Origin of the sequence: Azospirillum halopraeferens DSM 3675 (assembly GCF_000429625.1) — a bacterium.
GTDB classification, from domain to species: Bacteria; Pseudomonadota; Alphaproteobacteria; order Azospirillales; family Azospirillaceae; genus Azospirillum; species Azospirillum halopraeferens.
This window is the reverse complement of record NZ_AUCF01000021.1, coordinates 84,869-109,260: the sequence shown is the minus strand read 5'-3', so window position 1 is coordinate 109,260 and position 24,392 is coordinate 84,869. Positions and strand designations below refer to the sequence as shown.

The 24,392-nt window shown below is 69.6% G+C and carries 25 protein-coding genes and 1 CRISPR repeat array; of the genes, 12 read left to right on the top strand and 13 right to left on the bottom strand.

The window, feature by feature from the left end; translation table 11 throughout:
* Positions 1 to 9 precede the first annotated feature (9 nt).
* From cas4 to cas2, 3 genes are read left to right on the top strand one after another with little or no spacing between them, the layout of a single operon-like run.
* Positions 10 to 645 carry a CRISPR-associated protein Cas4 gene (gene cas4, locus G472_RS0118800; RefSeq protein ID WP_029009606.1) on the top strand — a complete coding sequence of 212 codons (636 nt, stop codon included), beginning with the start codon at positions 10 to 12 and terminating at the stop codon, positions 643 to 645.
* Positions 646 to 649: 4 nt separating this feature from the next.
* Entirely contained in the window at positions 650 to 1,690 is a 1,041-nt protein-coding gene (gene cas1c / locus G472_RS0118795) for a type I-C CRISPR-associated endonuclease Cas1c (RefSeq protein ID WP_029009605.1), read from the top strand.
* 9 nt (positions 1,691 to 1,699) lie between these two features.
* A complete protein-coding gene (gene cas2, locus G472_RS0118790) occupies positions 1,700 to 1,990 on the top strand; it encodes a CRISPR-associated endonuclease Cas2 (RefSeq protein ID WP_029009604.1) in 291 nt (96 codons plus the stop codon).
* Positions 1,991 to 2,173: 183 nt separating this feature from the next.
* Positions 2,174 to 2,807: direct repeats of the CRISPR family, unit length 32 nt; unit sequence GTCACCCCCCGCGCGGGGGTGTGGGTTGAAAC.
* Between the two features lie 133 nt (positions 2,808 to 2,940).
* Here the strand turns inward: cas2 and G472_RS38935 are convergent.
* Positions 2,941 to 3,702 carry a hypothetical protein gene (locus tag G472_RS38935; protein WP_156927175.1) on the bottom strand — a complete coding sequence of 254 codons (762 nt, stop codon included), beginning with the start codon at positions 3,700 to 3,702 and terminating at the stop codon, positions 2,941 to 2,943.
* Positions 3,703 to 4,099: 397 nt separating this feature from the next.
* Between G472_RS38935 and G472_RS39495 the strand changes: the two genes are divergently transcribed.
* Positions 4,100 to 4,237, top strand: a complete 138-nt coding sequence (locus tag G472_RS39495) for a hypothetical protein (RefSeq protein WP_169732834.1) — start codon at positions 4,100 to 4,102, stop codon at positions 4,235 to 4,237.
* Between the two features lie 42 nt (positions 4,238 to 4,279).
* On the opposite strand, the gene G472_RS0118780 is transcribed toward G472_RS39495, so the two are convergent.
* Complete coding sequence (locus G472_RS0118780) at positions 4,280 to 4,510, bottom strand: DUF6471 domain-containing protein (protein ID WP_029009603.1); 231 nt, start codon at positions 4,508 to 4,510, stop codon at positions 4,280 to 4,282.
* Between the two features lie 115 nt (positions 4,511 to 4,625).
* Here G472_RS0118780 and G472_RS0118775 point away from each other — a divergent pair, with 115 nt between their 5' ends.
* The 3 genes from G472_RS0118775 to G472_RS38235 all read left to right on the top strand — a co-directional run bounded on the left by G472_RS0118775 (position 4,626) and on the right by G472_RS38235 (position 7,201).
* Positions 4,626 to 5,606, top strand: coding sequence for an IS1595 family transposase (locus G472_RS0118775; RefSeq protein WP_029009602.1), 981 nt, complete (start codon positions 4,626 to 4,628; stop codon positions 5,604 to 5,606).
* Positions 5,607 to 5,709: 103 nt separating this feature from the next.
* Positions 5,710 to 6,165 (top strand): hypothetical protein, encoded by a 456-nt coding sequence (locus G472_RS38240; protein WP_084536762.1) that lies wholly within the window; start codon positions 5,710 to 5,712, stop codon positions 6,163 to 6,165.
* Positions 6,158 to 7,201, top strand: coding sequence for a serine/threonine-protein kinase (locus G472_RS38235; RefSeq protein WP_084536761.1), 1,044 nt, complete (start codon positions 6,158 to 6,160; stop codon positions 7,199 to 7,201). The genes G472_RS38240 and G472_RS38235 overlap by 8 nt, the downstream gene beginning before the upstream one ends.
* Positions 7,202 to 7,459: 258 nt before the next feature.
* Here the strand turns inward: G472_RS38235 and G472_RS34230 are convergent, their stop codons facing one another.
* Positions 7,460 to 7,891: a hypothetical protein gene (locus G472_RS34230; protein ID WP_051341015.1), complete on the bottom strand. Its 432-nt coding sequence runs from the start codon at positions 7,889 to 7,891 to the stop codon at positions 7,460 to 7,462.
* Positions 7,892 to 8,094: 203 nt separating this feature from the next.
* The gene (locus tag G472_RS0118765; RefSeq protein ID WP_029009601.1) at positions 8,095 to 8,472 is read right to left on the bottom strand and encodes a sensory rhodopsin transducer; all 378 of its coding nucleotides are present in this window, start codon (positions 8,470 to 8,472) and stop codon (positions 8,095 to 8,097) included.
* 143 nt (positions 8,473 to 8,615) lie between these two features.
* Between G472_RS0118765 and G472_RS0118760 the strand changes: the two genes are divergently transcribed.
* The 3 genes from G472_RS0118760 (at position 8,616) to G472_RS34225 (ending at position 11,231) form a co-directional block, all read left to right on the top strand.
* Positions 8,616 to 9,608 (top strand): SDR family oxidoreductase, encoded by a 993-nt coding sequence (locus G472_RS0118760; RefSeq protein WP_029009600.1) that lies wholly within the window; start codon positions 8,616 to 8,618, stop codon positions 9,606 to 9,608.
* A gap of 61 nt (positions 9,609 to 9,669) precedes the next feature.
* A complete protein-coding gene (locus G472_RS0118755; RefSeq protein ID WP_051341014.1) occupies positions 9,670 to 10,221 on the top strand; it encodes a DUF3341 domain-containing protein in 552 nt (183 codons plus the stop codon).
* Complete coding sequence (locus tag G472_RS34225) at positions 10,218 to 11,231, top strand: hypothetical protein (RefSeq protein ID WP_051341013.1); 1,014 nt, start codon at positions 10,218 to 10,220, stop codon at positions 11,229 to 11,231. Before G472_RS0118755 ends, G472_RS34225 begins: the two co-directional genes overlap by 4 nt.
* Here G472_RS34225 and G472_RS0118745 read toward each other — a convergent pair.
* The 7 genes from G472_RS0118745 to G472_RS0118715 form a co-directional block, all read right to left on the bottom strand.
* Positions 11,161 to 11,622 carry a response regulator gene (locus G472_RS0118745; protein ID WP_169732833.1) on the bottom strand — a complete coding sequence of 154 codons (462 nt, stop codon included), beginning with the start codon at positions 11,620 to 11,622 and terminating at the stop codon, positions 11,161 to 11,163. The genes G472_RS34225 and G472_RS0118745 overlap by 71 nt on opposite strands.
* A gap of 163 nt (positions 11,623 to 11,785) precedes the next feature.
* Positions 11,786 to 12,418 carry a c-type cytochrome gene (locus G472_RS34220; protein ID WP_051341012.1) on the bottom strand — a complete coding sequence of 211 codons (633 nt, stop codon included), beginning with the start codon at positions 12,416 to 12,418 and terminating at the stop codon, positions 11,786 to 11,788.
* A gap of 2 nt (positions 12,419 to 12,420) precedes the next feature.
* On the bottom strand, positions 12,421 to 15,300 hold the full coding sequence (locus G472_RS40645; protein ID WP_156927174.1) for a 4Fe-4S dicluster domain-containing protein: 2,880 nt from the start codon (positions 15,298 to 15,300) through the stop codon (positions 12,421 to 12,423).
* A 1-nt stretch (position 15,301) separates the two neighbouring features.
* The gene (locus tag G472_RS34210; RefSeq protein WP_051341010.1) at positions 15,302 to 15,844 is read right to left on the bottom strand and encodes a cytochrome c3 family protein; all 543 of its coding nucleotides are present in this window, start codon (positions 15,842 to 15,844) and stop codon (positions 15,302 to 15,304) included.
* A 130-nt stretch (positions 15,845 to 15,974) separates the two neighbouring features.
* Positions 15,975 to 16,205 carry an SMc00767 family acetate metabolism repressor gene (locus G472_RS0118725; protein ID WP_029009597.1) on the bottom strand — a complete coding sequence of 77 codons (231 nt, stop codon included), beginning with the start codon at positions 16,203 to 16,205 and terminating at the stop codon, positions 15,975 to 15,977.
* Positions 16,206 to 16,344: 139 nt separating this feature from the next.
* Positions 16,345 to 17,742, bottom strand: coding sequence for an FAD-linked oxidase C-terminal domain-containing protein (locus G472_RS0118720; protein ID WP_029009596.1), 1,398 nt, complete (start codon positions 17,740 to 17,742; stop codon positions 16,345 to 16,347).
* A 111-nt stretch (positions 17,743 to 17,853) separates the two neighbouring features.
* The gene (locus G472_RS0118715; protein ID WP_029009595.1) at positions 17,854 to 18,180 is read right to left on the bottom strand and encodes a hypothetical protein; all 327 of its coding nucleotides are present in this window, start codon (positions 18,178 to 18,180) and stop codon (positions 17,854 to 17,856) included.
* Positions 18,181 to 18,339: 159 nt separating this feature from the next.
* Here G472_RS0118715 and G472_RS0118710 point away from each other — a divergent pair, with 159 nt between their 5' ends.
* Positions 18,340 to 18,897, top strand: coding sequence for a class I SAM-dependent methyltransferase (locus G472_RS0118710; RefSeq protein ID WP_029009594.1), 558 nt, complete (start codon positions 18,340 to 18,342; stop codon positions 18,895 to 18,897).
* 136 nt (positions 18,898 to 19,033) lie between these two features.
* Here G472_RS0118710 and G472_RS0118705 read toward each other — a convergent pair whose 3' ends face one another.
* Complete coding sequence (locus G472_RS0118705) at positions 19,034 to 22,675, bottom strand: hydantoinase B/oxoprolinase family protein (RefSeq protein WP_051341009.1); 3,642 nt, start codon at positions 22,673 to 22,675, stop codon at positions 19,034 to 19,036.
* A 90-nt stretch (positions 22,676 to 22,765) separates the two neighbouring features.
* Positions 22,766 to 23,323, bottom strand: coding sequence for a GNAT family N-acetyltransferase (locus tag G472_RS34205; protein ID WP_035692996.1), 558 nt, complete (start codon positions 23,321 to 23,323; stop codon positions 22,766 to 22,768).
* 247 nt (positions 23,324 to 23,570) lie between these two features.
* Between G472_RS34205 and G472_RS0118695 the strand changes: the two genes are divergently transcribed.
* Positions 23,571 to 24,329 (top strand): TerB family tellurite resistance protein, encoded by a 759-nt coding sequence (locus G472_RS0118695; protein WP_029009592.1) that lies wholly within the window; start codon positions 23,571 to 23,573, stop codon positions 24,327 to 24,329.
* Positions 24,330 to 24,392 lie beyond the last annotated feature (63 nt).

The window sequence follows — 24,392 nt, the reverse complement described above, 5'->3', positions numbered from 1 at the left end:
GAGCGCGCGATGGAGGAGGATGACGATCCCGTCCCGCTGTCGGCGTTGCAGCACGACCTCTACTGCCCGCGCCAGTGCGCGCTGATCCACGTGGAGCGGCAGTGGGCGGAGAATCGCTTCACGGCGGAGGGCCGCCTGCTGCACGAGCAGGTCGACGCCGGCGGCCGGGACGAGCGCGGCGGGGTGCAGACGGTGCGGGCGCTGCCCCTGCGCTCCGCCCGCCTCGGCCTTGCCGGGGTGGCCGACGCGGTGGAGTTCCACCCGCCCGGCCGCCGCCCCTTCCCCGTGGAGTACAAGCGCGGCCGGCCCAAGGCCCACCGCGCCGACGAGGTGCAGCTTTGCGCTCAGGCCCTGTGCCTGGAGGAGATGACCGGGACGCCGGTGCCCGAGGGTGCCCTGTTCTATGGCGAGACGCGGCGGCGCGTTCCGGTGGCCTTCGACGCCGGCCTGCGCCGGCTGACCGAGGACACCGCGGCGGCGGTGCGGGCGCTGCTGCGCGACGGCCGCACGCCGCCGCCGGTCTACGAGGCGCGCAAATGCGGCGCCTGTTCCCTGGCCGAGGCGTGCCGGCCCAAGCGGCTGACCCGGCCGCCGCCGGTCGCCGCATGGCTGGCCGAGCGGCTGGCCGATCCGGGCGAGGAGTGATGCGATGCGGCGCCACCTGAACACGCTGTTCGTGACGACGGAAGGGTCCTGGCTGCGCAAGGACGGCGAGAACATCGTGGTGGAGGTGGAGGGGGCGGAGCGCGGCCGGGTGCCCATCCACATGATGGGCGGCGTGGTCTGCTTCGGCCGCGTCGGCCTGTCGCCGCCGCTGATGGGGTACTGCGCGGAGCTGGGCGTCGCCGTCTCGTTCCTGTCCGAACACGGCCGGTTCCTCGCCCGCGTCGAGGGGCCGTGCAGCGGCAACGTGCTGCTGCGCCGGCGCCAGTACCGTATGGCCGACGATCCCGACGCCTGCCTGCCGGTGGTGCGCGCCATCGTCGCGGCCAAGACGGCCAACCAGCGCACCGTCATCCGGCGCGCCCTGCGCGACCACGGCGCGGCCCCCGACGGTGACGGCCGCGACCGCCTGGAGGAGGCGCAGCGCCGGCTGGGCGACGTGGCCCGCCGCGCCGCCGCTGCCGCCGGCGTGGACGAGGCGCGCGGCCACGAGGGGGACGGGGCCGCCGCCTATTTCGGGGTGTTCGACCGGCTGATCCGCCACGACGACCCGGCCATGCGCTTTTCCGGCCGCAGCCGCCGGCCGCCGCTGGACGCCCCCAACGCGCTCCTGTCCTTTCTCTACGCCATGCTCGGGCACGACTGCCGCTCGGCGCTGGAATCGGTGGGGCTGGACCCGCAGGTGGGGTTCCTGCACCGCGACCGGCCGGGCCGCGCCGGCTTGGCGCTGGACCTGATGGAGGAGTTCCGGCCGGTTCTCGCCGACCGCGTGGCCCTGTCGCTGATCAACCGCCGCCAGGTGGGGCCGAAGGACTTCCGACGCCCCGGCAACGGCGCCGTGCTGCTGGACGACGACGCGCGGCGGACGGTTCTGACCGCCTATCAGGACCGCAAGAAGGACGAGATCGTCCACCCCTTCCTCGACGAGAAGGTCAGTTTCGGCCTGCTGCCGTTCGTGCAGGCGCAACTGCTGGCCCGCCACCTGCGCGGCGACCCGGGCGGCTATCCCCCGTTCGTGTGGAAATGAGCACCGCCCATGCTGATGCTGATCACCTACGACGTGAGCACCGAAACCACCGCCGGCCGCCGCCGTCTGCGCCGCGTGGCCAAGGCGTGCCGGGACGTCGGCCAGCGCGTGCAGCTTTCGGTGTTCGAATGCGAGGTCGACCCCGCCCAATGGACCGCCCTGCGCGCCCGCCTGATCGCCGAGATCGACCCGGCCACCGACAGCCTGCGCTTCTACCACCTCGGCGCCGACGCCCAACGCCGCATCGAGCATGTGGGCGCCAAGCCGGCCCTGGACCTGAACGGCCCCCTGGTCTTCTGAGGTGTGCGCGAACCCCCGGCACACGCCAAAACCCCGCCCCTTTCGCGCACCCCGCAACCCGTTGTAAGATCACCATTCTCATGCCGAGCCACCGCCGCCGCCCCACCCCGCGGCGTCCGCCGCGGCGAGGTTCGCGCAACCGGCCCCCTTTCGGCTTCTTGGACAAGTGGATAGAGTGAGGCAGTCACCCCCCGCGCGGGGGTGTGGGTTGAAACGGCGACCTCCAGCCGGGCAGCGCGTCGGTCATCTGTCACCCCCCGCGCGGGGGTGTGGGTTGAAACCTGTAGTTCAGATCGGCGGAGGTGCGCGCGGAGGGTCACCCCCCGCGCGGGGGTGTGGGTTGAAACGCCGGCATCGGTCAGCACCTTGAGTCCATGCTCGAGTCACCCCCAGCGCGGGGGTGTGGGTTGAAACGCGTGTGGCGGCGTTGGCGGGGCGTCCGGCGCCGGGTCACCCCCAGCGCGGGGGTGTGGGTTGAAACCGACGCGCGCTGCGCAAGGCCGGGGCCGATTACCGTCACCCCCAGCGCGGGGGTGTGGGTTGAAACGTCCAGGAACACCACGCCGCCCGCCCAATAGCGCCGGTCACCCCCAGCGCGGGGGTGTGGGTTGAAACGAATACGCATGCGCTATGCAAGCGCAAATTCCAGTGGTCACCCCCCGCGCGGGGGTGTGGGTTGAAACTCCCTTTCGGATGGATCGGTGTGATCGATGGTGCGTCACCCCCCGCGCGGGGGTGTGGGTTGAAACGGCACCGTGCTGGGCGGTGGCCTGCACTCCGCCGGCGTCACCCCCCGCGCGGGGGTGTGGGTTGAAACGACATGGGCTTCAACAACGGTATTATGGCGCAAACGCCACCAAGCCGCCCCTCCAGAAATGGCGAAGCCCCGGTCAACAGGCCGGGGCTTGCGCAATGGAATAGGTGGAGCATAGCGCCTCGCCCCAGCGGCGCTAGTTCGGCTCGGAGGGAGGCGTTGGGCGAGTGGACGCCTTCGGCTTCATCAGCAGCTTAAGTGCCTTGATCTGCTCTTCAAGCTGCGTGAGGCCATCGAAATCCAGCAAAGCTTCGATCCGAACCTGTCCGCCGCGGATGCTCAGGTTCGGCTCGTTGAGTTCAAGATCCGCCGCTGGGCCTGCTGGCGGCGGCGGGGAGTACATCGGTTGGGGCGCCATGCTGGGCTGAACAGGTTCGGCGCGCACTGGTTCCTCGCGCTGCTGGGGTGGCGACTCGGAATTATACCCTGCCGACTCGCGCCTAACAAGTTCTAGCGTGTCCAGAAATGACCGAATTACCTGCGGTATGGCAGCTGGGGTAAACCCCTTCCTAACAAGGTAGGCGCGTAGAAGGTCAGCCCCAGGCGGGGGGCCAGGATACGCGTTCAGCAATTCCGCAAAAAGGCTCGGCGCCTCTGCCGCGGCCCTAAGTGCCCTCGGCTTCTCATCGGCGCCATGCGGCTCCAATATCGATAGCCCAACACCCGAGATCCTATAGTCGTGACCGGCCTTCTCCATCAGGCCATACTGCATTAGAGTGGCAAGCGCCGTAGCAGATGCGCCGTTAACGGTAGAGTAACCCATGGCCTTAATCACGGCTTCTTTTGGAACCGCGTATGTATGGTTTTTTTTATACACCTTTCCCAGCAGATCAAGTGCGTCAGGTAGCCCGATTGACGGGTAGCGGGGGCTTCGTACCCGCTGAACGTCGTTTGCCATTGTCTTGCCTCCGCTATCCGAATGCGCCTAACGTATATCGCTCCCACGTATAGGTCAACTTTGTTCTTGATGCGTGCCGCGTTAACGCGTATACGGCTTATACGCGCCGCATCGGTCTGCGCGTTTATCGAAAGGAGTGCGATGGCCAGAAGAGTTGCGGCCCCGACGTTCGAGCCCACCGGCGCTCGGGGCAGATACGAGAAGGCCCGTTCCTGATTTCCCGCTGGCGAGCATGGATCAGGAACGGGCCGTGGTGGGCACCCACTCGAAATGCAGAGCGATCCAGGCTTGGGGCGCCTGGGAAAGCTGTGCCTCAAGGAAGCGGGCTCCTCGTAGCAGAACGAGTCTAGTCATTCCGCGGGGTAACTGCAAGATCGAAGACCCCGAGGACACTGCTATGAAGGTCGCCCACTCGGACGACGGTTACGTCTACACCCGCTACATCACCCGGAACGGCAAGCGGATCTACCACCCCCGCGGGGGTCTGTACCGCTTCAAGCCCAAGGGTGAGAAGCCCAAGAGCGACAAGCGCTAACAAGTCGCCAACCTCCAACCGGGGCGGCTTCGGCCGCCCCATTCAGTCCACTGTCAGGGCAAGCGTCTTGCACCCGATTGCTTCTAGGCATTGGACCAGGAACACAGCGGTAAACTTCCCGCGGGCTACCTTGTTGCGGATGTTCACCGCCGTGTCGTGCACGCCGATGCCGGCCAGCTTCTCCGTCAGATCCTCATAGGTCACGCCCCGGCGCGTCATCTCTGCGCGCAGCAGCCGCTTCACCAGATCGGCCCATTCGTCCTCTGTTCGCATCCGCGCCTCCATAATCGGTGCCGATGCCATCATAGGCGTTACAAATGCCATTGACAACAAGACGGCGATGCCATTATATACGTTACATCAGTAACGCACGCGATGGCGCGCAACGATGTCCCAGCACTTCCTCCTTTCCGCAGCCGCACGGAGCATCTCGCTCCGCAGCGTGCTGCGCATGGAGGAAAAGGAGGCATGGGCCGTCTTCTGCCGCATCCGTTGGGAAAACACCGATGGCCAGCCGGTTTGCCCGCACTGCGGCTCGCTGACCAGTTACGACGTGTCGCGCAGCACGCACCCGCGCTACCGCTGCAAGGATTGCCGGAAGGACTTCAGCCCGACCAGCGGCACGCTGTTCGCCTACCACAAGCAGCCGATCAACGTGTACCTGGCCGCCGTCGTTTTGTTCGTGAACGCGGTTAAGGGCATCAGCGCCCTTCAGCTCGGCCGCGACCTGGACCTGTCCTACAAGAGCGCGTTCGTCCTGTGCCACAAGCTGCGCGAGGCGATGGCCACCGAAACGCGGGGCTTCGTCGTCGGTGGTGAAGGTGCGGCGGTGGAGATCGACGGTTGTCATGTGGGCGGCTACGTCAAGCCGGCCAACCACAAGGAGAACCGCCGGGATCGCCGCAAGGCCGTCAACCAGAACGGCAAGCGCCGCGTGGTGGTGGCGATCCGTGAGCGCGACGGGCGCACCGTCACCTCCGTGTTCCGCTCCGAGGACGAGGCTACCGGCTTCATCGCGAACCGGGTGGCCCGCGGCACCGCCGTTCATGCGGACGAGGCCCGCTCCTGGGACGCGCTGCACGCCCGCTTCACCATGCACCGCATCAACCACTCGGAAGCCTACAGCCTCGACGGCGCGTGCACGAACATGGCGGAGTCGTTCTTCTCCCGCCTGCGCCGCGCCGAATGGGGCCAGCACCACCACATCAGCGGCGCCTATCTGGCCCGCTACGCTGGTGAGATGGCGTGGCGTGAGGATCACCGTCGCCGGTCGAATGGCGAGCTGTTCCGCCTCGTGGCGGGCCGCGCCGCCAAGCTGGCGCAGTCGGTGGACTTCACCGGCTACTGGCAGCGCAAGGCTGCGGCCTAGGCCGTCCTCTCTGCATGGCCAGCGGCAATTTTCCCGCTGTAATTCATTCGCTTCGCAGCATACCCTTTCGGATGTGCGTTCCGGGGGAGAGCTGGAGGTTTAGGTGATTACTATTGGCATTCGCGCTGCCCCAAAGACAGTCACCTTCGCAATCTACGACTCTGACTCGCGCGAGATCATTAACATCGAAGAAATTAAAATTCCGGCCGCGTTCGCGGCTCCGGACGCTTTAAAGTATTTGCGCAGCAATCTTCTCGATGTTTTGCGCGAGTTCCGGGTTTCAAAAGCTGGCATACGCGCATGCGAGCCAAACGCCCAGAACCCGGATATCAGGCGAATTCAGATGGAGGGCGTAATACAGGAGGCGTTCGCCAGCAGCGAATTAACCGGCTATTACGTAGGCCACATATCTTCAATAACATCTCGCTTGGGCATTCCGAGGACTGATTTCAAAGTGCTGGTGAATGGAGAAAGAGACTTTGAGGTGGAGAATTGGGGGGAGCTAGGCCAATCTGAGCGGGAAGCGATACTCTGCGCTATGGCGGCAGTAAATGCTTAAGCCTTATAACAAAGCTGAGTTAACGTTTGACATAATATCTGAGATCGGGAGCGATGGAAGAAACTCCCGCACTTTCATATCGCGTGACCATCAATTAGATGCCGAGATCGTCACAAAGCAGCTCTTAAAGGCTAGCCTTCGATCTCCAGACAATTTCTTTGATGAGTCAAAGGCGCTCTATGCCAGCGCTCACCCAAATGTTGTACAAATCCACTACGCCTGCCAGGACGCTGATCACATCTATTTGGCTATGCCATACTACCGGCGCGGCTCCGTAAAAGGTCTGATTACGGGCCGGCACATGACTGTCCGAGAAATAGTAACCGCTGGCTGCCAAGTGCTTAGCGGCTTACACAACATTCACTCAAAAGGGCTTGTGCATTTTGATGTTAAGCCTGATAACATTCTGCTGTCTGATAGAGGCGAGGCACTTATTTCTGACTTCGGGAAATCTAAGCAGATAGATCTGAATGGCGTAGCTTACCAGCAGCGTCATTACACTCCGATGATCCCGCCGGAGGCAACGCGCCAGAACGAGTTCGACCGAACTTTTGATATCTATCAATTCGGCCTAACATTGTACAGAATGTGCAACGGGAACGCCGTCTTTCGTGCCCAATTCTCGCGGTATGTGGTGGGTGACGTGATGGACAGAGTACTTTTCCAGCAAGACTTGCTTGCAGGGAAGTTCCCTGACCGCAAATGCTTTGCGCCACATATCCCGAACAAATTAAGGAGCATTGTAAAGAAATGCTTGGAAGTTGATCCGGCTGAGCGGTATCAGTCGGCTCTCGACGTGGCCAACGCGCTTGCTGACGTTGACGGGAGCACTTTGGACTGGCGCCTGACCGAGTCTCCTGATACAAGAGTGTGGGAGAAGAACGAAAACGGAACTTCGATGGCGCTCACCGTGAAACGTAACGGTGAGTCAATCTGTTACAAGACAGGAGCTTCCGGCAAGCGGACTCGTGTCATGGCAGCGTGCAAGGCGACGTTTCCTGAAAAGGAGATCCAAAAGTTCCTAGGTGCTAACTAAGGTTTAGGTTTTCATGGACAAGGTAAGGAACGACCAGAATAGGTATGTAAAGCGCTCTGACCTACTTCCAAAACGGAAAGCGGGTACGTCGAGTCTTGCCAGCGGATCTAGCCAAAATATCGAAAGAGACTTTCTGATAGCCCCTATCGACGAGAATTTCTATATAGATTTTAGCAAACAGCCTCAGACAAAAACCAAAGGCTAGCATTTATTCAAGCGAGCAGTCATCTGATTTCCCATTTGCGCACAATCAAATGATTAACGTGCGACCCTCCACGCCGCGACCTTCCCATCCCCGGCGCGCTCCACGAGATCCGCCGCATGCCGTGTGCAGACGTTGTGTACCAGCTTCCCCACGAGGTGGGCGGTGCGCGCGTCCCTGGCATCGAGCCCGCGGCGCTGCATCACCTCGGCGGCGATCTCCTTCCCCGTCATCGGCGCTGGCGCGATGCGGAGGATGTCCAGCACCATGCGGGACAACTCGCCGGGCTTGAACCAGTCGTTGCGCTTGCGGACGGCTTTGGGTGCGATGCTCTCGGGCTCCACCTCGGGGGCGTAGAGCCGAAGCACGGCGTCGATGTGCACCAAGTCGGCCCGGTGCTGGGCGATGCGCTTCTCAAGGTCCGCGATGATGCCCGAGACTTCGGCGCGCTTGGTGGTCAGGCCGGAGATGACGTAGGTGTCGCCCATGGTAGACTCGTCGCGGTGTGGGAAAGTGACGAGGATACCGGCCGGGAATACGCTTCGCTATCTAAGTGCTGGTGGCGTTTGCGCCATAATACCGTTCAACAAGGACATGGCCGCTGAGTGTCACCCCCGCGCGGGGGCGGCGGAGAGCTTGAGACACGACCACCGGCCCTCCCCCGCATCGCGGGGAAGGGCCGGCGCCGGGTCTATTCCGCCGCGTAGGCCAGGGTGCTGAGCAGGGCGTTCTCCGCCTGGCGGCTGTCCAGGCGGGTGTGTTGGACCACCACCGGACGGTCCGATTCGATGACGCTGGCGTAGGGCGTTTCGCGGGGGATCGGCTCGGGGTCGGTCATGTCGTTGAAGCGCAGGTGGGCGGTGCGGCGGCCGGGGACGGTGAAGCGGTAGGGGCCGGCGGGCTCCCGGTCGGCGTAATAGACGGTGATCCGGATGTTGGCCTCCTCGTCGCCGGCGTTCAGGATGCAAACCGCCTCGTGGCTCTCCATCGCCGGGGCCGGGCCGTGGCTCCAGCCGGGAATGTAGCCTTCGGCGATGGCCCAGCGCGTCTTGCCGATGGGTCCGGGCATGCGGCACCTCCTCGTTGATGGGCTCGGTCATGGGTTCCCTGCCGACAACGGCACCGGAATCGGCGGGTTCCGCGGGCACCGGAAGCGCGGCGGCGGGTTTACCCATGGCAACCCCGGCCCCGGCAACAGGAGCAGCGACCGCCATGAGACCCGACCCCACCGTCGTCATCACCGGAGCCTCCGCCGGCCTCGGGCGCGCCGTCGCAAGAGCGTTCGCCCGCCGCGGCGCCCGCATCGGCCTGATCGCCCGCGATGCCGACGCCCTGGAGGACACCCGGCGCGAGGTCGAACGGCTGGGCGGCCGCGCCGTCGCCCTGCCCGCCGACGTGGCCGACTTCGACGCCGTCGACGGTGCGGCCGCCGCCGCGGAGGCGGCGTTCGGGCCGATCGACGTGTGGGTCAACAACGCCATGGCCACCGCCTTCTCCCCCGTCCACGCGCTGGAACCGCAGGAGCTGCACCGGGTGACGCAGGTGACCTATTTCGGCTATGTCCACGGCACCATGGCGGCGCTGCGGCGCATGCGCCCGCGCAACCGCGGCACCATCGTGCAGGTGGGCTCGGCCCTGGCCTACCGCGGCATCCCGCTGCAATCCGCCTATTGCGGGGCCAAGCACGCCATCGTCGGCTTCACCGACAGCCTGCGCTGCGAGCTGCTGCACGAGAACGCCGGCATCCGCCTGACCGTCGTCCACATGCCCGCCATGAACACGCCGCAGTTCCAGTGGGCGCGCACCCGCTTCCGCCGCCGCCCCGCCCCGGCCGGCCCGACCCTGGCGCCCGACCGCGCCGCGCGGGCCGTGGTGTGGGCCGCCGAACACGGCGGGCGGGAGCTGTGGGTGGGCAAGTCCACCTTCCAGACCATCCTGGGCCAGATGGTGGCGCCGGCGCTGATGGACCGCATCCTCGCCCGGCGCGCGTGGGACGGCCAGTTCCGCCGCGAGCCCCTGCCGGCCCACTACCGCGACAACCTGTACGAGACGGTTCCCGGCGTGCACGCCGTCGACGGCCCGTTCCGCGAGTCCCTGCCCGGCCACTACACCCGCGCGTCCACGGCGCGCCTGGCGCTGGCCGCCACCGGCGCCGCGGTGGCGGCCGGGCTGATGCTGGGGGCGGCGGCGCTGGCCCGGCGGTGAGCGGGGAAACCATCGCCGCCGCGCGGCGTTGAGCGTTGCACTGACCCCCGGGAGAACCGCCATGCCAAACGACACCGGCCAGCGGAGCGGCCCGCCGTGCCTGCTGGCGGAATTCCGCGACCCCGACGCCCTGCTGGCGGCGGCGCAGCGGCTGCGCGACGACGGCTACCGGTCGTTCGACGCGTACAGCCCGTTCCCGGTGGAGGGGCTGGAGCGGGTGCTCGCCGTCCGGCCGCCGCCGCTCGGCCGCATCACCGCTGCCGGCGGCATCGCCGGGCTGGTCGCCGGGCTGGCGGTGCAATGGTACACCAACGCCGTGGACTATCCCCTGAACGTCGGCGGCCGGCCGCTGGACGCCTGGACCGCCTTCGCCCTGCCCGCGGTCGAGATCGGCGTGGCCGGGGCGACGCTGACGGCCCTGCTGGCGCTGCTGGTGCTGGCCCGCCTGCCCCGCTATCACCACCCGCTGTTCGAGGCGGAGCGCTTCGGCGGCAGCCGCGGCACCGGCTTCCTGCTGGCGGTGGAGCCGGACGACCCCCGCTACGACCCCCGCGCCACCCGTGACCTGCTGGCCCGCCTGGACGCCGTGTGGATCGGCGAGGTGCCGCGATGAGCGGCCTGGCGTTCCCGGCCCTGGCCGCGGGGGTGGCGGCGACGGCGGCCCTGCTGGCCCTGGGGGCGGAGGCGCCGGGGGCGGCGGCAGCCGGCTACCTTGCGGCGCTCAGCCTGTGGGGGGTGCTGCCGGCCGGGGCGCTGGCCCTGATGATGGGGGCGCGCCTGTTCGGCGGCGAGAGCTGGGCGCTGGTGATGGACCGCTCCCTCGCCGCGGCGGGGCGGACGCTGGTGCCCACGGCGCTGCTGTTCGTCCCGCTGCTCCTGCTGCTGCCGCTGGTCTATCCCTGGGCGGCGCCGCAGTGGCAGGCGGACAACCCCGTGCGCGCCCTGTACCTCAACACGCCCTTCTTCATCGCCCGCACGGTGGCGGTGGTCGTGCTGTGGGCGGCCCTGTACGTCTGGGTGCGCCGGTCCACCGGCCGCGCTGCGGCGGCGGTGGGGCTGGTGGTGTACGCGCTGACCGCCACCGTGGCCGGCGTCGATTGGGTGCTGTCGCGCGATCCCGCCTTCAACGCCTCGCAGTTCGGGCTGTACTTCATGGCCCACCAGATCATCGCCGCGTTCGCCTTCGCGATGCTGGGGGCCCGGCTTGACCACGCGCTGCCCCGCCAACTGGACGCGCTGGCGGGGATGCTGCTGGCAGGAGCGCTGGTGTGGAGTTATCTCGCCTACATGCAGTACCTCGTCGCCTGGTCGGGCGATCTGCCGGCCGAAGCGGCCTGGTACCTCGACCGTGGCACCGGCGTCCCGGGCCTGGCCCTGGTGGCGGTGGTGGCGCTGCAGGCGGTGCTGCCGGTGGTGGTGCTGCCGCTGCGCCGGGTGCGTCACAGCCCGGCGGCGCTGAAGGCGGTGGCGGGCGGCGTGCTGGCGGCCCGCGCGGTGGAAGCGGCGTGGCTGGTCCTGCCGTCCGGCACCGGGGCGCCGGTGCCGGTGCTGCTCACGATCGCCGCGCTGGTGGCGGTCGGCGGGGTGTGGTGTGCCATGTTCCTGGCGCTGCGGCGGGTGTGATGCCGGCCGCGGGCGCACCGGTCCACACCGGCGGCGCCAGGGCGGCGTCCACCGCCCGCTCCAGGTCGGCGACGCAGAACGGCTTTTCCAGAAAGGCGGCGGCACCGGCGGCGAAGGACTCCTCGGCACGGGCGTGGGCGCTGCACACGATGGCCGGGATGCGGTGGCGGACGGCCAGCCGCTCCACCGCCACCAGCCCGTTGGAGCCGTTGGCCAGCCACACGTCGATCACCGCCAGGTCGAAGCGCCGCTCGACGGCGGCGCGGATGGCGGCTTCGGCGGTGTCGACGACCCGGACGACGCGGTGACCGAAGTCGTCGAAGATGGCGCACAGGGCCGCAGCGATGTGCTGATCGTCTTCGGCGATGAGGATCTCCCGTTGACGCTGCATCTTCACATCCTCTCCGAAGCCATTGAACGCACGGGTCCGTCCGGCGATGTGGCCGCCCATTAACGCAGGGACCGAGGCAACCGCGAACCGCCTCGATCGGGTTACGCCCTTTGCCGAATCGCCCTGTGGCATATCGGACGACCGCAGCCGGTCCGCGCACCCGTCACGGCGACGCCGGGGATGCCTCCGCGGCCAGGGTGTCCGCCAGCCGCTCCAGGTCGGCGACGGCGGGTGTGCGCGTGCGGGCCGCCCGCTCGCGCTCCAGGCGCTCCCGGCGCAGCGCGGTCATCCGCCCCGGCTCCGGCGCCTCCTCCGCCACCACCGCGACGCCGCCCTCCGCCCAATGGCGTTGCAGCGCCTTCACGTACCAGGCGATGGCCCAGCGCTCCGCCGGCTCCACCTGGTGGGCATGGGTGTACATGCGCCCCACCCCCTCGGTGATCACCCGCACCACGTGGGCCGGCTCCACCGCGCGCAGGGCGTCATCGTGAAAGCTCGGCGGATAAGGCACGAAGCGGCCGGCGGCCATGCCGTCACCGGTGCCGGCAAGACCGTGGCAGGGGGCGCAGAAGGCGGCGAAGCCCCGCTGCCCGTGCTCCAGCAGGGCGGCGGTCACCAGCGGCGGGCCGGGCCGGGGCGCGGCGTCCCACGGGACGGTGCCGGGGACCGGCGGCTGCGCCACCCGCCCGCCGGGAAGCAGCAGCGCCCGCTCGTACGGGTCGTGGCGCGCCTGCCGCTCCATGTCGTCGCAGGCGGCCAGGACCGGCAGCAGCAGCAGGGCGAGCAGGCGGGTCATGGTCACGCCCCCTCCCCGTCCGGCTCATCGGCGACGCGGGCGAGATAGGTGGTGCGCGGCCGGGTGCCGAGTTCGCCCAGCAGCGCGTAATGGCGCGGGCTGCGCCGCGCCCGGGCGACGGCGCTGCCGGGGTCGTTGATGTCGCCGAAGACGATGGCGTCGGTCGGACAGGCACCCTGGCAGGCGGTGCGCACGTCGCCGTCGCGGATCTCCCGCCCCTCGCGCCGGGCGTCGCGGCGGGCGGCGTTGATGCGCTGCACGCAGTAGGTGCACTTCTCCATGACGCCGCGGCTGCGCACCGTCACGTCCGGGTTGCGCACGGGGATGGCCCCCTCCGGCTCCAGGGCCGCGTAATCGAAATAGTTGAAGCGCCGGACCTCGTAGGGGCAGTAGGCGGCGCAGGTGCGCGTGCCGATGCAGCGGTTGTAGACCATCTGGTTCAGCCCTTCCGGGCCGTGCACCGTGGCGTTGACCGGGCAGCCCATCTCGCACGGCGCCTTCTCGCAGTGCATGCAGGGCACGGGCTGGAACAGCGTCCGCGGGTTCGCGGCGTCACCGTCGTAATAGCGGTCGATGCGCAGCCAGTGCATCTCCCGCCGCCGCGCCACCTCGTTGCGCCCCACCACGGGCACGCTGTTCTCCGCCTGGCAGGCGATGACGCAGGCGTTGCAGCCGATGCAGGCGTCCAGGTCGATGACCATCCCCCAGGCGTGCCCCTCGTACGGCCAGTCGGGGTAGAGGGACGGCTGCTCCCGCCCCATGGTTTCCGGCCCGCCGCCACCGCCGGGTGCCACGATGCGGATGATGTCGCGCCCTTCCATGCGGCCGTGCGTCTGGGTGGTGACGACGCCGGCGGTGCCGCCCGCCCGCTCCACCGCCGCCCCCCGCACAAGCCACGGCGAACCCGCACGGCGCAGGGTGTACGCGTCATAGCCCACCCCCGCCCCGACCCCGGCCGGGGCGCCGCGGCCGTGGCCCAGCATCACCGTCAGCGTGCGCGGCGCCTGCCCCGGCATCACCCACGCCGGCGCGGTGAGGCGGGTCCCGCCGACCGCCACCGTCAGCAGCCCGCCCGTCTCCACACCGAGGCCGGCGGCAAGGGCGGGCGCCACCAGGACGGCGGCGTCCCACGACAGCTTGGTCAGCGGCTTGGGCAACTCCTGAAGCCAGGCGTTGGCGGCGAAACGGCCGTCCCACACCGTGGGATCGGGCAGGAACAGCAGGTCGTAGCCATCGCCCGGCGGCACCGGCTCCGCGGACGGCGGCGGAGCCGCAAGCCGCTCCGGCACCACCGACGGCGGCGCGCTGCCGGGAACGTGGCCGAGCCGCAGGGCCTCGGCCCACCGCGCCTCGAACCCGTCGCCGAAGGCGGCGCGCCAGGTGGCGCGCACCGCCTCCTCGTCGCCGGCCTCGCCGCCGTCCGTCAGGGCCGCCAGCAGGGCGGCGGCCGGGCGCCCGCCGAACAGGGGGCGCAGCATCGGTTGCTGGATGGTCACCGTGCCGTCGACGGCGCGGGCATCGCCCCAGCTTTCCAGGGCATGGGCCAGGGGGACGTGCCAGGTGCACCGCTCCCCGGTTTCGTCGCGGTAGAGGCCGGCGTGGATGGTCACCGCCGCGCGGGACAGGGCGCCGGCCACGTCCAGGTCGCCGGGCGACGCGTACACCGGGTTGACGTCCAGCGCGATCAGGGCGGTGACCCGGCCGGCCTCCAGGTCCGCCACCAGGGCGGCCAGGGAGTCCGCCCCGTCGGGCGGCGGCGGGGCGATGGGCTCCACCAGGTCCAGCGTCGCGCCGAGGTTGCCCAGTTCGGCGTTCAACACCAGGGCCAGGGCCTGCGCGTCGTCGGGCAGCGCCGGCCCGGCCAGCAGCAGGGAGCGGCCGCCGGCCCCCTCCAGGGCGGACGCCGCCTCGGCCACCCAGGCGGTTTCGGCCGCGCTCAGCTCCGGCGGGACGGCCGGCGCCGCGGCGCTGCCCAGCCGGTGCGCCAGCGCGCCCACCAGCAGCGCCAGCCGGCCGGCGTCGGCGACGCAGCGGCGGTCGGCCACGGCACCGGTCAGGGTCGGCGTGGCCTCCGCCACCAGCAGGCGCAGCGCCCCGGCGTCGCCGTCGCGCACGCCCTGCCGGCGGCGGCTCCAGCCGCGGGCGTAGGCCACCTGCTCCGGCCCCGGCCCCAGCGGGTCGTCGCCGATGGACACGACGACGGCCGCCCGCTCCGGCCGCAGACGCCGGTCGAGGGGACGCCCGGCCGCCAGCGCCACCGCCCGCTGGCGGCCGTAGGGCCCCACCGGGGCGTGCGCGTGCCAGCGCGCCCGCGGGTACGCCTCCAGGAACGCGGCCACCCGGCGCAGCAGGGTGGGCGAGGTCAGCGGCCCGGTCAGCAGCCGCACCCCCTCCCCCGCCGTCGCGGCCCAGTCCGCGCGCAGCGCCGCCAGCGCCGTGTCGAAGGCGTCCCCGTTCACCGGCGCGCCGGCGTGCCACACCGCGGCGGACCGGGCGGGGTCGTACAGGTCCAGCACCGCGGCCTGGGCAAAGGCGTCGATGCGGCCCTCCACCAGCGGGTGGCGCGGGTTGCCGTCCAGCCGGGTGGGCCGGCCCTCGTGGGTTTCCGCCACCACGGGCTGGGCGTAGCCGTCCAGGGTCACCGCCGTGGCGTAATAGCGCGGCTCGCCCGGCACCGCGTCCTCCGGCGCCACGGCGTAGGGGATCGCCCGCTCCGGCGGGGAGCCGTCGCAGCCGGCGGTTCCGGCCAGCGCCAGGGTGGCGCCCATGATGCGCAGCACGTCGCGCCGGCTGGTCTCCGGCAGCACGGGGGGGGGCCGGTCCGGGTGGCCGGCGCGCTCTTCCGGGCTGCGCCAGGGGGCGGGGCGAGGGGAACGGGTCATGTCAGCGGTGGCACACGTAACAGTTGGTGAGGGCGGTTTGGGGAAGCCCGCGCGCCGCGGCCTCCGTGCGGTGGCAGTCCAGGCAGAACGCCATGGTCAGAGGGAACGCCTGTCGGGTGCTGTCCATCTCCTCCACCGCGCCGTGGCAGGCGGCGCACGGGATGCCCCCGGTGACGTGGGCGGAGTGGTCGAAGAACACGTGGTCGGGCATGTCCACCACCCGGTTCCACGCCAGGGGCGGCGGCAGGTCGGGGCGCGGCTCCACCGGCAGATGGCAGCCGGCGCAGGTCTCCACCGACGGGAACCCCGCCACCGGGCCGCGGTGGACGCCGGTGTGGCAATAGGCGCAGTCGATGCCGATCTCGGCCACGTGGTGGAAATGGGAAAAGGGCCGCGGCTGCGGCGGTGCGGCGGCGGTGCCGGCGAAGGCACCCGGCGGGATGATCCCGACCAGGCGCAACACGGCCAGAACGGCCAGCAGCACCGCGACGGCGATCACCGTCCGGGCGATCGTGTCGGCGCGGCGCGAAAACACCTGAGCCATGCGGGGGGCGCCTCTGCGTCGGACGTTGCGCGTCTCGCAAGGGTCCAACGCACCGGGAGGGCACCTGTTCCCGGTTCTTCAGGCAAAGGCGGCCCGCCGGGCGAACCGGCGGGCCGTAGACCGGTGCTGCTTACTTCGTGCGGATGACGGGGGTGAGCTGGTCGCCCCAGTTGCCCGACTCGTTGTGGTAGCGGGCGGTGCGCATCAGCTCCACCGTGATGCCCGCGTCGACGCACTTCACGACGGCTTCGTTCAGACGGTGCAGGCTGTTCGCCATGATGCGGATGGCGCTTTCCTGGTCGGGGGTCATCGCGCTCCCCTCGTCCGGCGGCGCGTCCTGGAAGCCCTTCTTATTGGTCATTGCCTGTGTGTCCTTCCCTAGCTCTCGCCCGGGCTGCGGGCGTCGTTGCGCCGCAACGCGGCTCGCGTCCAGTCTTTAACACAACCGGGGGCGCGGACAAGAGGCGATCCCGGCAGCGCGGGGAGAGGAGCGGTCCCGTCTACACCCGGATCACCTTTCCCGGATTCAGTATGGTGTCCGGGTCCAGCGCCCGCTTGATGGCAGCCATGGTGAGGATGGCGTCGCCCGCCTCCTGCTCCAGGAAATCCATCTTGCCGTAGCCGATTCCGTGCTCGCCGGTGCAGGTGCCGCCCAGGCGCAGGGCGCGTTCCACCAGACGGTCGTTGAGGCGCCTGGCCTCCTCCATCTCCTCCGGCCGGTCGGGATCGATGATGAACAGCAGGTGGAAATTGCCGTCCCCCACATGCCCGACGATGGGGGTGAGGATCGAGGACGCGGCGATGTCCTCCTTGGTCTCCAGGATGGCATCGGCCAGGCGGGAGATCGGCACGCACACGTCGGTGGGCCATCCCCTGGCGCCAGGGCGCAGGGCGATGGCGGCGTAATAGGCGTCGTGGCGGGCCGCCCACAGGCGGGAGCGGTCCTCCGGCCGGCTGGCCCATTCGAAGTCCATGCCGCCGTTCTCGCGGGCGAGCGCGCCCACCATCTCCGCCTGCTCCTGAACGCCGGCGGCCGTGCCGTGGAACTCGAAGAACAGGGTGGGCGCCACCGCCATGGACATCCTGGAGTACCGGTTGATGGCGTCGATCTGCACCTCGTCCAGAAATTCCACCCGGGCGATGGGGATGCCGGACTGGATGGTCTGGATCACGGTATCGACGGCGCCGCGGATGTCGCGGAACGGACAGACCGCGGCCGACACTGCCTCGGGAATGCCGTAGAGGCGCAGCGTCACCTCGGTGATGATCCCCAGCGTCCCTTCGGAGCCGACGAACAGCCGCGTCAGGTCATAGCCGGCCGCCGATTTGCGGGCGCGCCCGCCGGTCCGGATGACGCGGCCGTCGGCCAGCACCACGGTGAGGCCCAGCACGTTCTCGCGCATGGTGCCGTAGCGCACCGCGTTGGTGCCGCTGGCCCGTGTCGCCGCCATGCCGCCGAGCGAGGCGTCGGCGCCGGGGTCGATGGGGAAGAACAGGCCGGTGTCGCGCAGATGCTCGTTGAGCTGCTTGCGCGTCACGCCCGCCTGGACGGTGACGTCCAGATCCTCGGGCGACACCCGCACGATGGCGTTCATGCCCGAGACGTCGACGCTGACGCCGCCCTGCAGCGCGGCCACCCCGCCCTCCAGGGACGTGCCGGTGCCGAAGGGAATGACCGGCACCCGGTGGCGGGCGCAGATGCGGACGATCGCGCTCACCTCCTCGGTGGACAGGGCGAAGGCGACCGCATCGGGCGGGCAAACGGGGTGATAGGATTCGTCCTTGCCGTGATGCTCGCGCACCGCGCCGGCGGTGCTGAGGCGGTCGCCCAGCAGGGCGCGCAGCTCATCCAGCGCCGCGGCGCTCGGGGGACGCGGGGTGGCGGTGGCGACGGACATGACGTTCCCTCCTCGACCGGTCTTCGGCTCGGTTTGCGTGGTATGACCAGCAGCAAGCTAAGCGGCCGCCGGGGGATCTGGCAAGCCGGCCGTACCGATGGGAGGGGTGCGTCAATTGACGGCTTCGACCGCCGGTGTCGCCACCGTGTCCAGCCCGGCCAGCGGCAGACGGGCGATCAGCCGCAGCACCAGGTCTTCCAGCCGCGAGGCGTCGGTGCGCCCCTGCTCGATGGCGTGCAGGCGCCGCCGCAGGTCCGCCTGGCCGGCCAGCACGTCGGCCAGCAGCCGCTCCAGCCGGATGAGCTGGTGGTTCAGATCGCCCCCCATCGCATAGGGAGCGGCCGGGCGGCAATCCGCTGCAACCTCCCGCTCCGCCTCCAGCAGAGAGCGGAGGTTGCCGAGCACATCCTCCAGGGATGGTTCATGTTTGTTGTGCATGCGAACAAGCTGCCCGTGCAATCCTGTTACGTCAACGCGACACGATAACACAGGGGTGTGGTCACGATCGGACCGGCGCATGCCCATCTCCCGATACCCGTTGCCAAACGCCGGAGAACAGGGAAGAACGGTTCCATCACCCTGGTGCGGAGCAACGGTATGCGAATCAATCTCGGCTGCGGGTTCGACAAGCGGGACGGTTTCGTCAACGTCGACAAGTTCACGGCTTGCGAACCCGACGTGCTGATGGACATCGAGTCCCCGCCCTGGCCCTTCGACAGCGATTGCGTGGACTACATCCTGGCCAAGCATGTGCTGGAACACGTCGGACGCACCGCCGAGGACCTGGGCGCCATCCTCAGGGAGGTGTACCGCATCTGCAAACCCGGCGGCCGGTTCGAGGTCCATGTGCCGCACCACCGGCACGACACCTTCCATTCCGACCCCACCCACGTCCGCCCGTTCACCCGGCTGACCTTCGAGATGATGTCGCGCAAGCGCAACGAGGAATGGATCCGCGCGCGCGCCAACTACACCATGCTGGCCCTCATGTACGGCATCGACTTCGAGATCGAGGACGCCAGCCAGGAGTACGATGCGCACTGGGTCCGCAAGCTCCAGGCCGGCGAGGTGACCAGGGAACAGTTGCGGGATTTGGCGTTGACGCAAAACAACATCATCCGCGAGATCCGCGTGGTGCTGCGGGCGGTCAAGTAATACGGCCGGAAAATGATCACTTCCATCATTTTCCGGCCGTGAAACCCGGCAGATCAATGCCTTGGCATTGATCGAAGGGGTTATACCAACGGCACCCTTCAGGTGCCGTTGGTATAACCGCCCGTCAGCCCCTCCGTCACCCGTCGACAGACCCGTAGCCGCCGCCGCCCGGCGTTTCCACCACCAGTGCGTCGCCGGCCGCCATGGCCGCGCGGTCGGTGGAGCCCAGCTCCTCGACGCGGCCGTCGGCGCGGTGCACCCGCGTGCGCCCCACCGCCCCCGGCCCGCCGCCGGCCAGCCCGAAGGGGGGAACGCGGCGGTGGTTGGCCAGGATGGCCGCGGTCATCGGCTCCAGGAAGCGCAGCCGTCGCACCACGCCGTCACCGCCCCGCCAGCGCCCGGCTCCGCCGGACCCGGCGCGGATGCGGAACGCCTCCACCAGCACGGGGAAGCGCCATTCCAGCACCTCCGGGTCGGTGAGGCGGGAATTGGTCATGTGCGTGTGCACCGCATCGGTGCCGGCGAAGCCGGGGCCGGCGCCGGAGCCGCCGCAGATCGTCTCGTAATACTGGTACCGCTCGTTGCCGAAGGTCAGGTTGTTCATGGTCCCCTGGGCCGCCGCCATCACCCCCAGCGCGCCGTAGAGGGCGTCGGTGATGCACTGGCTGGTCTCCACGTTGCCCGCCACCACCGCGGCGGGATGGCGCGGGGCGAGCATGGAGCCCTCGGGGATGCGGATGGTCAGGGGCTTCAGGCAGCCCTCGTTCATGGGGATGTCGTCGTCCACCAGCGTGCGGAACACGTACAGCACCGCCGCCCGGCACACCGCCGAGGGGGCGTTGAAGTTGCTGTCCTGCTGCGGGCTGGTGCCGGTGAAGTCGATGCTGGCCGACCGGTTGCGGCGGTCGATGGCGATGGTGACGCGGATGACCGCGCCGTTGTCCATCTCCTGCACGAAATGGCCGTCCTTCAGCACGTCGATGACGCGCCGCACCTGCTCCTCGGCGTTGTCCTGGACGTGGCGCATGTAGGCGCGCACCGTGTCCAGCCCGAATTGGGCGACCATGCGCCGCAGCTCCCGCACGCCCTTCTCGTTGGCGGCGATCTGCGCCTTCAGGTCGCCCAGGTTCTGCTGCACGTTGCGCACGGGATGGGGGCCGGCGGTCAGCAGCTCCACCACCGCCTCCTCACGGAAGGCGCCGCCCTCCACCAGGGGGACGCTGTCGATCAGCACGCCCTCCTCCGCGATGGTGCGGCTGTCGGGGGGCATGGAGCCGGGGGTGACGCCGCCCACGTCGGCGTGGTGGCCGCGGCTGGCCACGTGGAACAGCACCTCGCGCCCCGCGTCGTCGAAGACGGGGGTGACCACGGTGATGTCCGGCAGGTGGGTGCCGCCGCGGTAGGGGTCGTTCAGCATGTAGACGTCGCCCGGTTTCATGGTATCGGCGCGCGCCGCGATCACCGCGCGCACGCTCTCGCCCATGGAACCGAGATGAACCGGCATGTGCGGCGCGTTGGCGATCAGCCCGCCCGACGCGTCGAACAGCGCGCAGGAGAAGTCCAGCCGCTCCTTGATGTTCACCGAATGGGCGGTCTTCTCCAGGGTGAAGCCCATCTGTTCGGCGACGGACATGAACAGGTTGTTGAACACCTCCAGCATCACCGGGTCGGCGGCGGTGCCGACGGCGGTGCGGGCCGCCGGCGCCTCGATGCGGGTGAGCACCAGGTGCCCCTTGCGCGTCACCTCGGCCATCCAGCCGGGCTCGACCACCGTGGTGGCGATGCGCTCCTTCAGGATGGCGGGGCCGACCACCCGGTTGCCGGGGACCAGCGCGTCGCGGTCGTAGACCGGCGCGTCGTGGGACTTGCCCCCCGACCACAGGCGCAGCGTCGCCAGCCGGCGCGGCAGGGCGCCGGTGGGGGCAACGGGGCTGTCGGGGTCGTCGGCGGTGTCGGTGCGGCCGACCGCCTCCACCGACACGGCTTCCACCACCAGCGGCTTGCCTTCCATGACGAAGCCGTAGCGCCGCCGGTGCGCCGCCGCGAACGCCTCCTCCATGGCCTCGCGCCCGGCGAAGTCGACCGTCAGGGCGGTGTCAGACCCCTCCACCTTCAGGTGGGCCTTGCGCAGGACGGTGATGCGCGCCTCCTCCACGCCCTGGCGCAGCAGCTCCGCCCGTCCCTCCTCGGCCAGCCGGTCCAGCGCCTTGGCAAGGCCGGCCATGACCTCGTCGCCCAGCCGCGCCTCGACCGCCTTCTCGCGCATGGCCACCATGTCGGCCAGCCCGATGCCGTACGCCGACAGCACGCCCGCGTGAGGATGGATGAACACCGTGCGCATGCCCAGCGCGTCGGCCACCAGGCAGGCGTGCTGGCCGCCGGCGCCGCCGAAGCAGTTGAGGGTGTAGCGGGTGACGTCGTAGCCGCGCTGGACCGAGATCTTCTTGATGGCGTTCGCCATGTTGTCCACGGCGACGGTCAGGAACCCCTCGGCCACCGCCTCGGGCGTCATGGTCCGGCCGGTCTTCGCCGACACCTCGGCCGCCAGGTCGGCGAACGCCGCGCGCACCACCGCGGCGTCGAGCGGCTGGTTGGCGTCGGGACCGAAGACGTGCGGGAAGAAGTCGGGGTTGAGCTTGCCGACCATGACGTTGCAGTCGGTCACCGTGAGCGGCCCGCCGCGGCGGTAGCAGGCCGGGCCGGGGTTGGCTCCGGCGCTCTCCGGCCCGACCCGGAAGCGGGCGCCGTCGAAGGTGCAGATGGAGCCGCCGCCGGCCGCCACGGTGTGGATGTTCATCATCGGCGCGCGCATGCGCACGCCGGCCACCACCGTTTCGAAGGTGCGCTCGTACTCCCCCGCGAAATGGGAGACGTCGGTGGAGGTGCCGCCCATGTCGAAGCCGATGACCCGGTCGAAGCCACCCATCCCGGCCGTGCGCACGGCACCGACGACGCCGCCGGCCGGGCCGGAGACGATGGCGTCCTTGCCCTGGAAACGGCGGGCGTCGGTCAGCCCGCCGTTGGACTGCATGAACATCAGCGGCACGCCGTTCAGCTCCGCCGCCACCTGCTCCACATAGCGGCGCAGGATGGGCGAGAGGTAGGCGTCGACCACCGTGGTGTCACCGCGCCCGACGATCTTCATCAGCGGGCTGGTCTCGTGCCCGGTCGAGACCCGGGTGAAGCCGACGGCGCGGGCCAGGGCCGCCACCTGCCGCTCGTGGTCGGGGAAGCGGTAGCCGTGCATCAGCACCACCGCGCAGGAGCGGATGCCGTCGGCATACGCCTGCTCCAGCCCCAGGCGGACGGTGCGCAGGTCGAGCGGCCGCAGCACGGCGCCGTCGGCGCGCAGCCGCTCCGGCACCTCGACCACCCGTTCATAGAGCAGTTCGGGCAGCACGATGCGGCGGGCGAAGATGTGCGGCCGCGCCTGGTAGCCGATGCGGAGCTGGTCGGCAAACCCCTCGGTGATCAGCAGCAGGGTGCGGTCGCCCTTGCGCTCCAGCAGTGCGTTGGTGGCCACGGTGGTGCCCATCCGGACCGCCTCGACCCGGTCCGCCGGGATCGGCTCGCCCGGTTGCAGGCCCAGCAGGTCACGGATGCCCTGGATGGCGGCGTCGCGGTAGCGCTCCGGATTTTCCGAGAGCAGCTTGTGGGTCACCACCGCGCCGTCCGGGCGCCGCGCCACCACGTCGGTGAAGGTGCCGCCGCGGTCGATCCAGAACTGCCAGCGCCCCTGCCCCTGCCCTTGCCCCTGCGCCGTGCCGCCGCCGTCCATGCCCCGGTCCCCCTGTGATCGTCGTCGCGCAGTGTGACGATCCGGCGGCCCGGGTCAACCCGCTCGCGCAACGCGCGCGGCGTACGGCGGTCACGCGGCGAAGCGCTCGGTCGGCGCAATCGCGGACAGCCAGGCGCCGACAGCGCCGGCGCCGTCCTCCATGGCCTCCACCGCCAGCGACAGGTGGTTGGGCGGCGGCAGGTCGAAGACCGCCAGCAGTTCCCCGCCATCGAACGTCAGCGCCCCGCCGAAACGGCGGACCAGGGCGCGCATGCGCCGGTTTTCGTGCAGACACAGCATGTGGATGCGCCGGATGCGGCGGTTGCGGACGATGGTCAGCGCCCGCTCCATCAGGACGGCGCCCAGACCCAGCCCCTGGAACGGCGCTTCCAGGCTGAACGCCAGTTCGGCGTCCCGCGGCCACAGGGTGCGGTCGACGGCGATCTCCACCGCACCGCGCAGTTCGCCCTGCACGAAACAGCCCACGATCACCGTGCGGCCGTGGTCGAGGGTGCGGCAGCGCTGCGTGATGGCCGCGTCGGATGTGTTCCCCGCAAAGCGCATGAGGCGGCTGTGGGGGTCGAGACGCAGAAGGTGCCGCTCGTAGCGGTCCCATTCCGCGGGAAACAGTTTGCGTAGTACCGGCATGGCCCTGAACCCGTGTCGTTCGTGGAATGGCACGCGTCGCAGGACGTTTCCCCGTATGGACACCCGTTGCGCCGGGCGTCACCATCCGACGGCAGCTCGGGAGAGAGAGCCGTCGATGTTGCATTGCAACATTAACACGTCCCGGGGTAGGAACGTTCGGCGGCAATGATGAAGTCCGCCGGGCGTGGCAGATGCGCAACAGGCAGCAGGCCACCTCCGGGCACGGCAGGGCACGGGATGAGGAACCATGAGCATCTGGGGCAAGATCCTGGGCGGGGCGGCGGGCCTCGCGATCGGCGGTCCGCTGGGTGCGCTGCTGGGCACCGCGGCCGGGCACGCCGTGGACCGGCTGCGCGCCGGTGAGGCGGGGGAGGCGAACGATCCCACCCGTTCCATCGTCTTCACCATCGGCGTGGTGGTGCTGTCGGCGAAGATGGCCAAGGTCGACGGCATGGTGAAGCGGGTGGAGGTGGAGACCTTCAAACGCCTGTTCGACATTCCGGCCGACGAGATGAAGAACGTCGGCCGCGTCTTCGATCAGGCCCGCCGCGATGCCGCGGGGTACGAGGTCTACGCCCGCCAGATCGCCGCCCTGTTCGAGCCCGGCGATCCCGTCCTGGAAGAGTTGCTGGAGAGCCTGCTGCGCATCGCCGAGGCCGACGGCACGGTGTGCGACGCGGAGATGACGTTCCTCGGCACGGTGGCCGGCATCTTCGGCTTCCCGGCGCCCGAGTTCGACCGCATCGTGTCGGAGCACTGCCTGTGCTGCGGCCAGACCAACGTGGACCCCTACACGGCACTGGGCGTGCCCCGCGGCGCCGACGAGGCGACGGTGCGCGCCGCCTACCACCGCCTGGTCCGGGAGCATCACCCCGACCTCCTGATCGCCCACGGCCTGCCGGAGGAGTTCATCGCCCAGGCGAACGAGCGCATGGCCGCCATCAACGCCGCCTATGATCAGATCCGCAAAGAGGGGGTGGCGGTCCGGGATCGCGCCCCCGCCTGACGGCGGCTATGCGCATCTTGGGGGTCGCGGGCGCCGGGGCGGGCGCGCTATAACGGCGCGCCT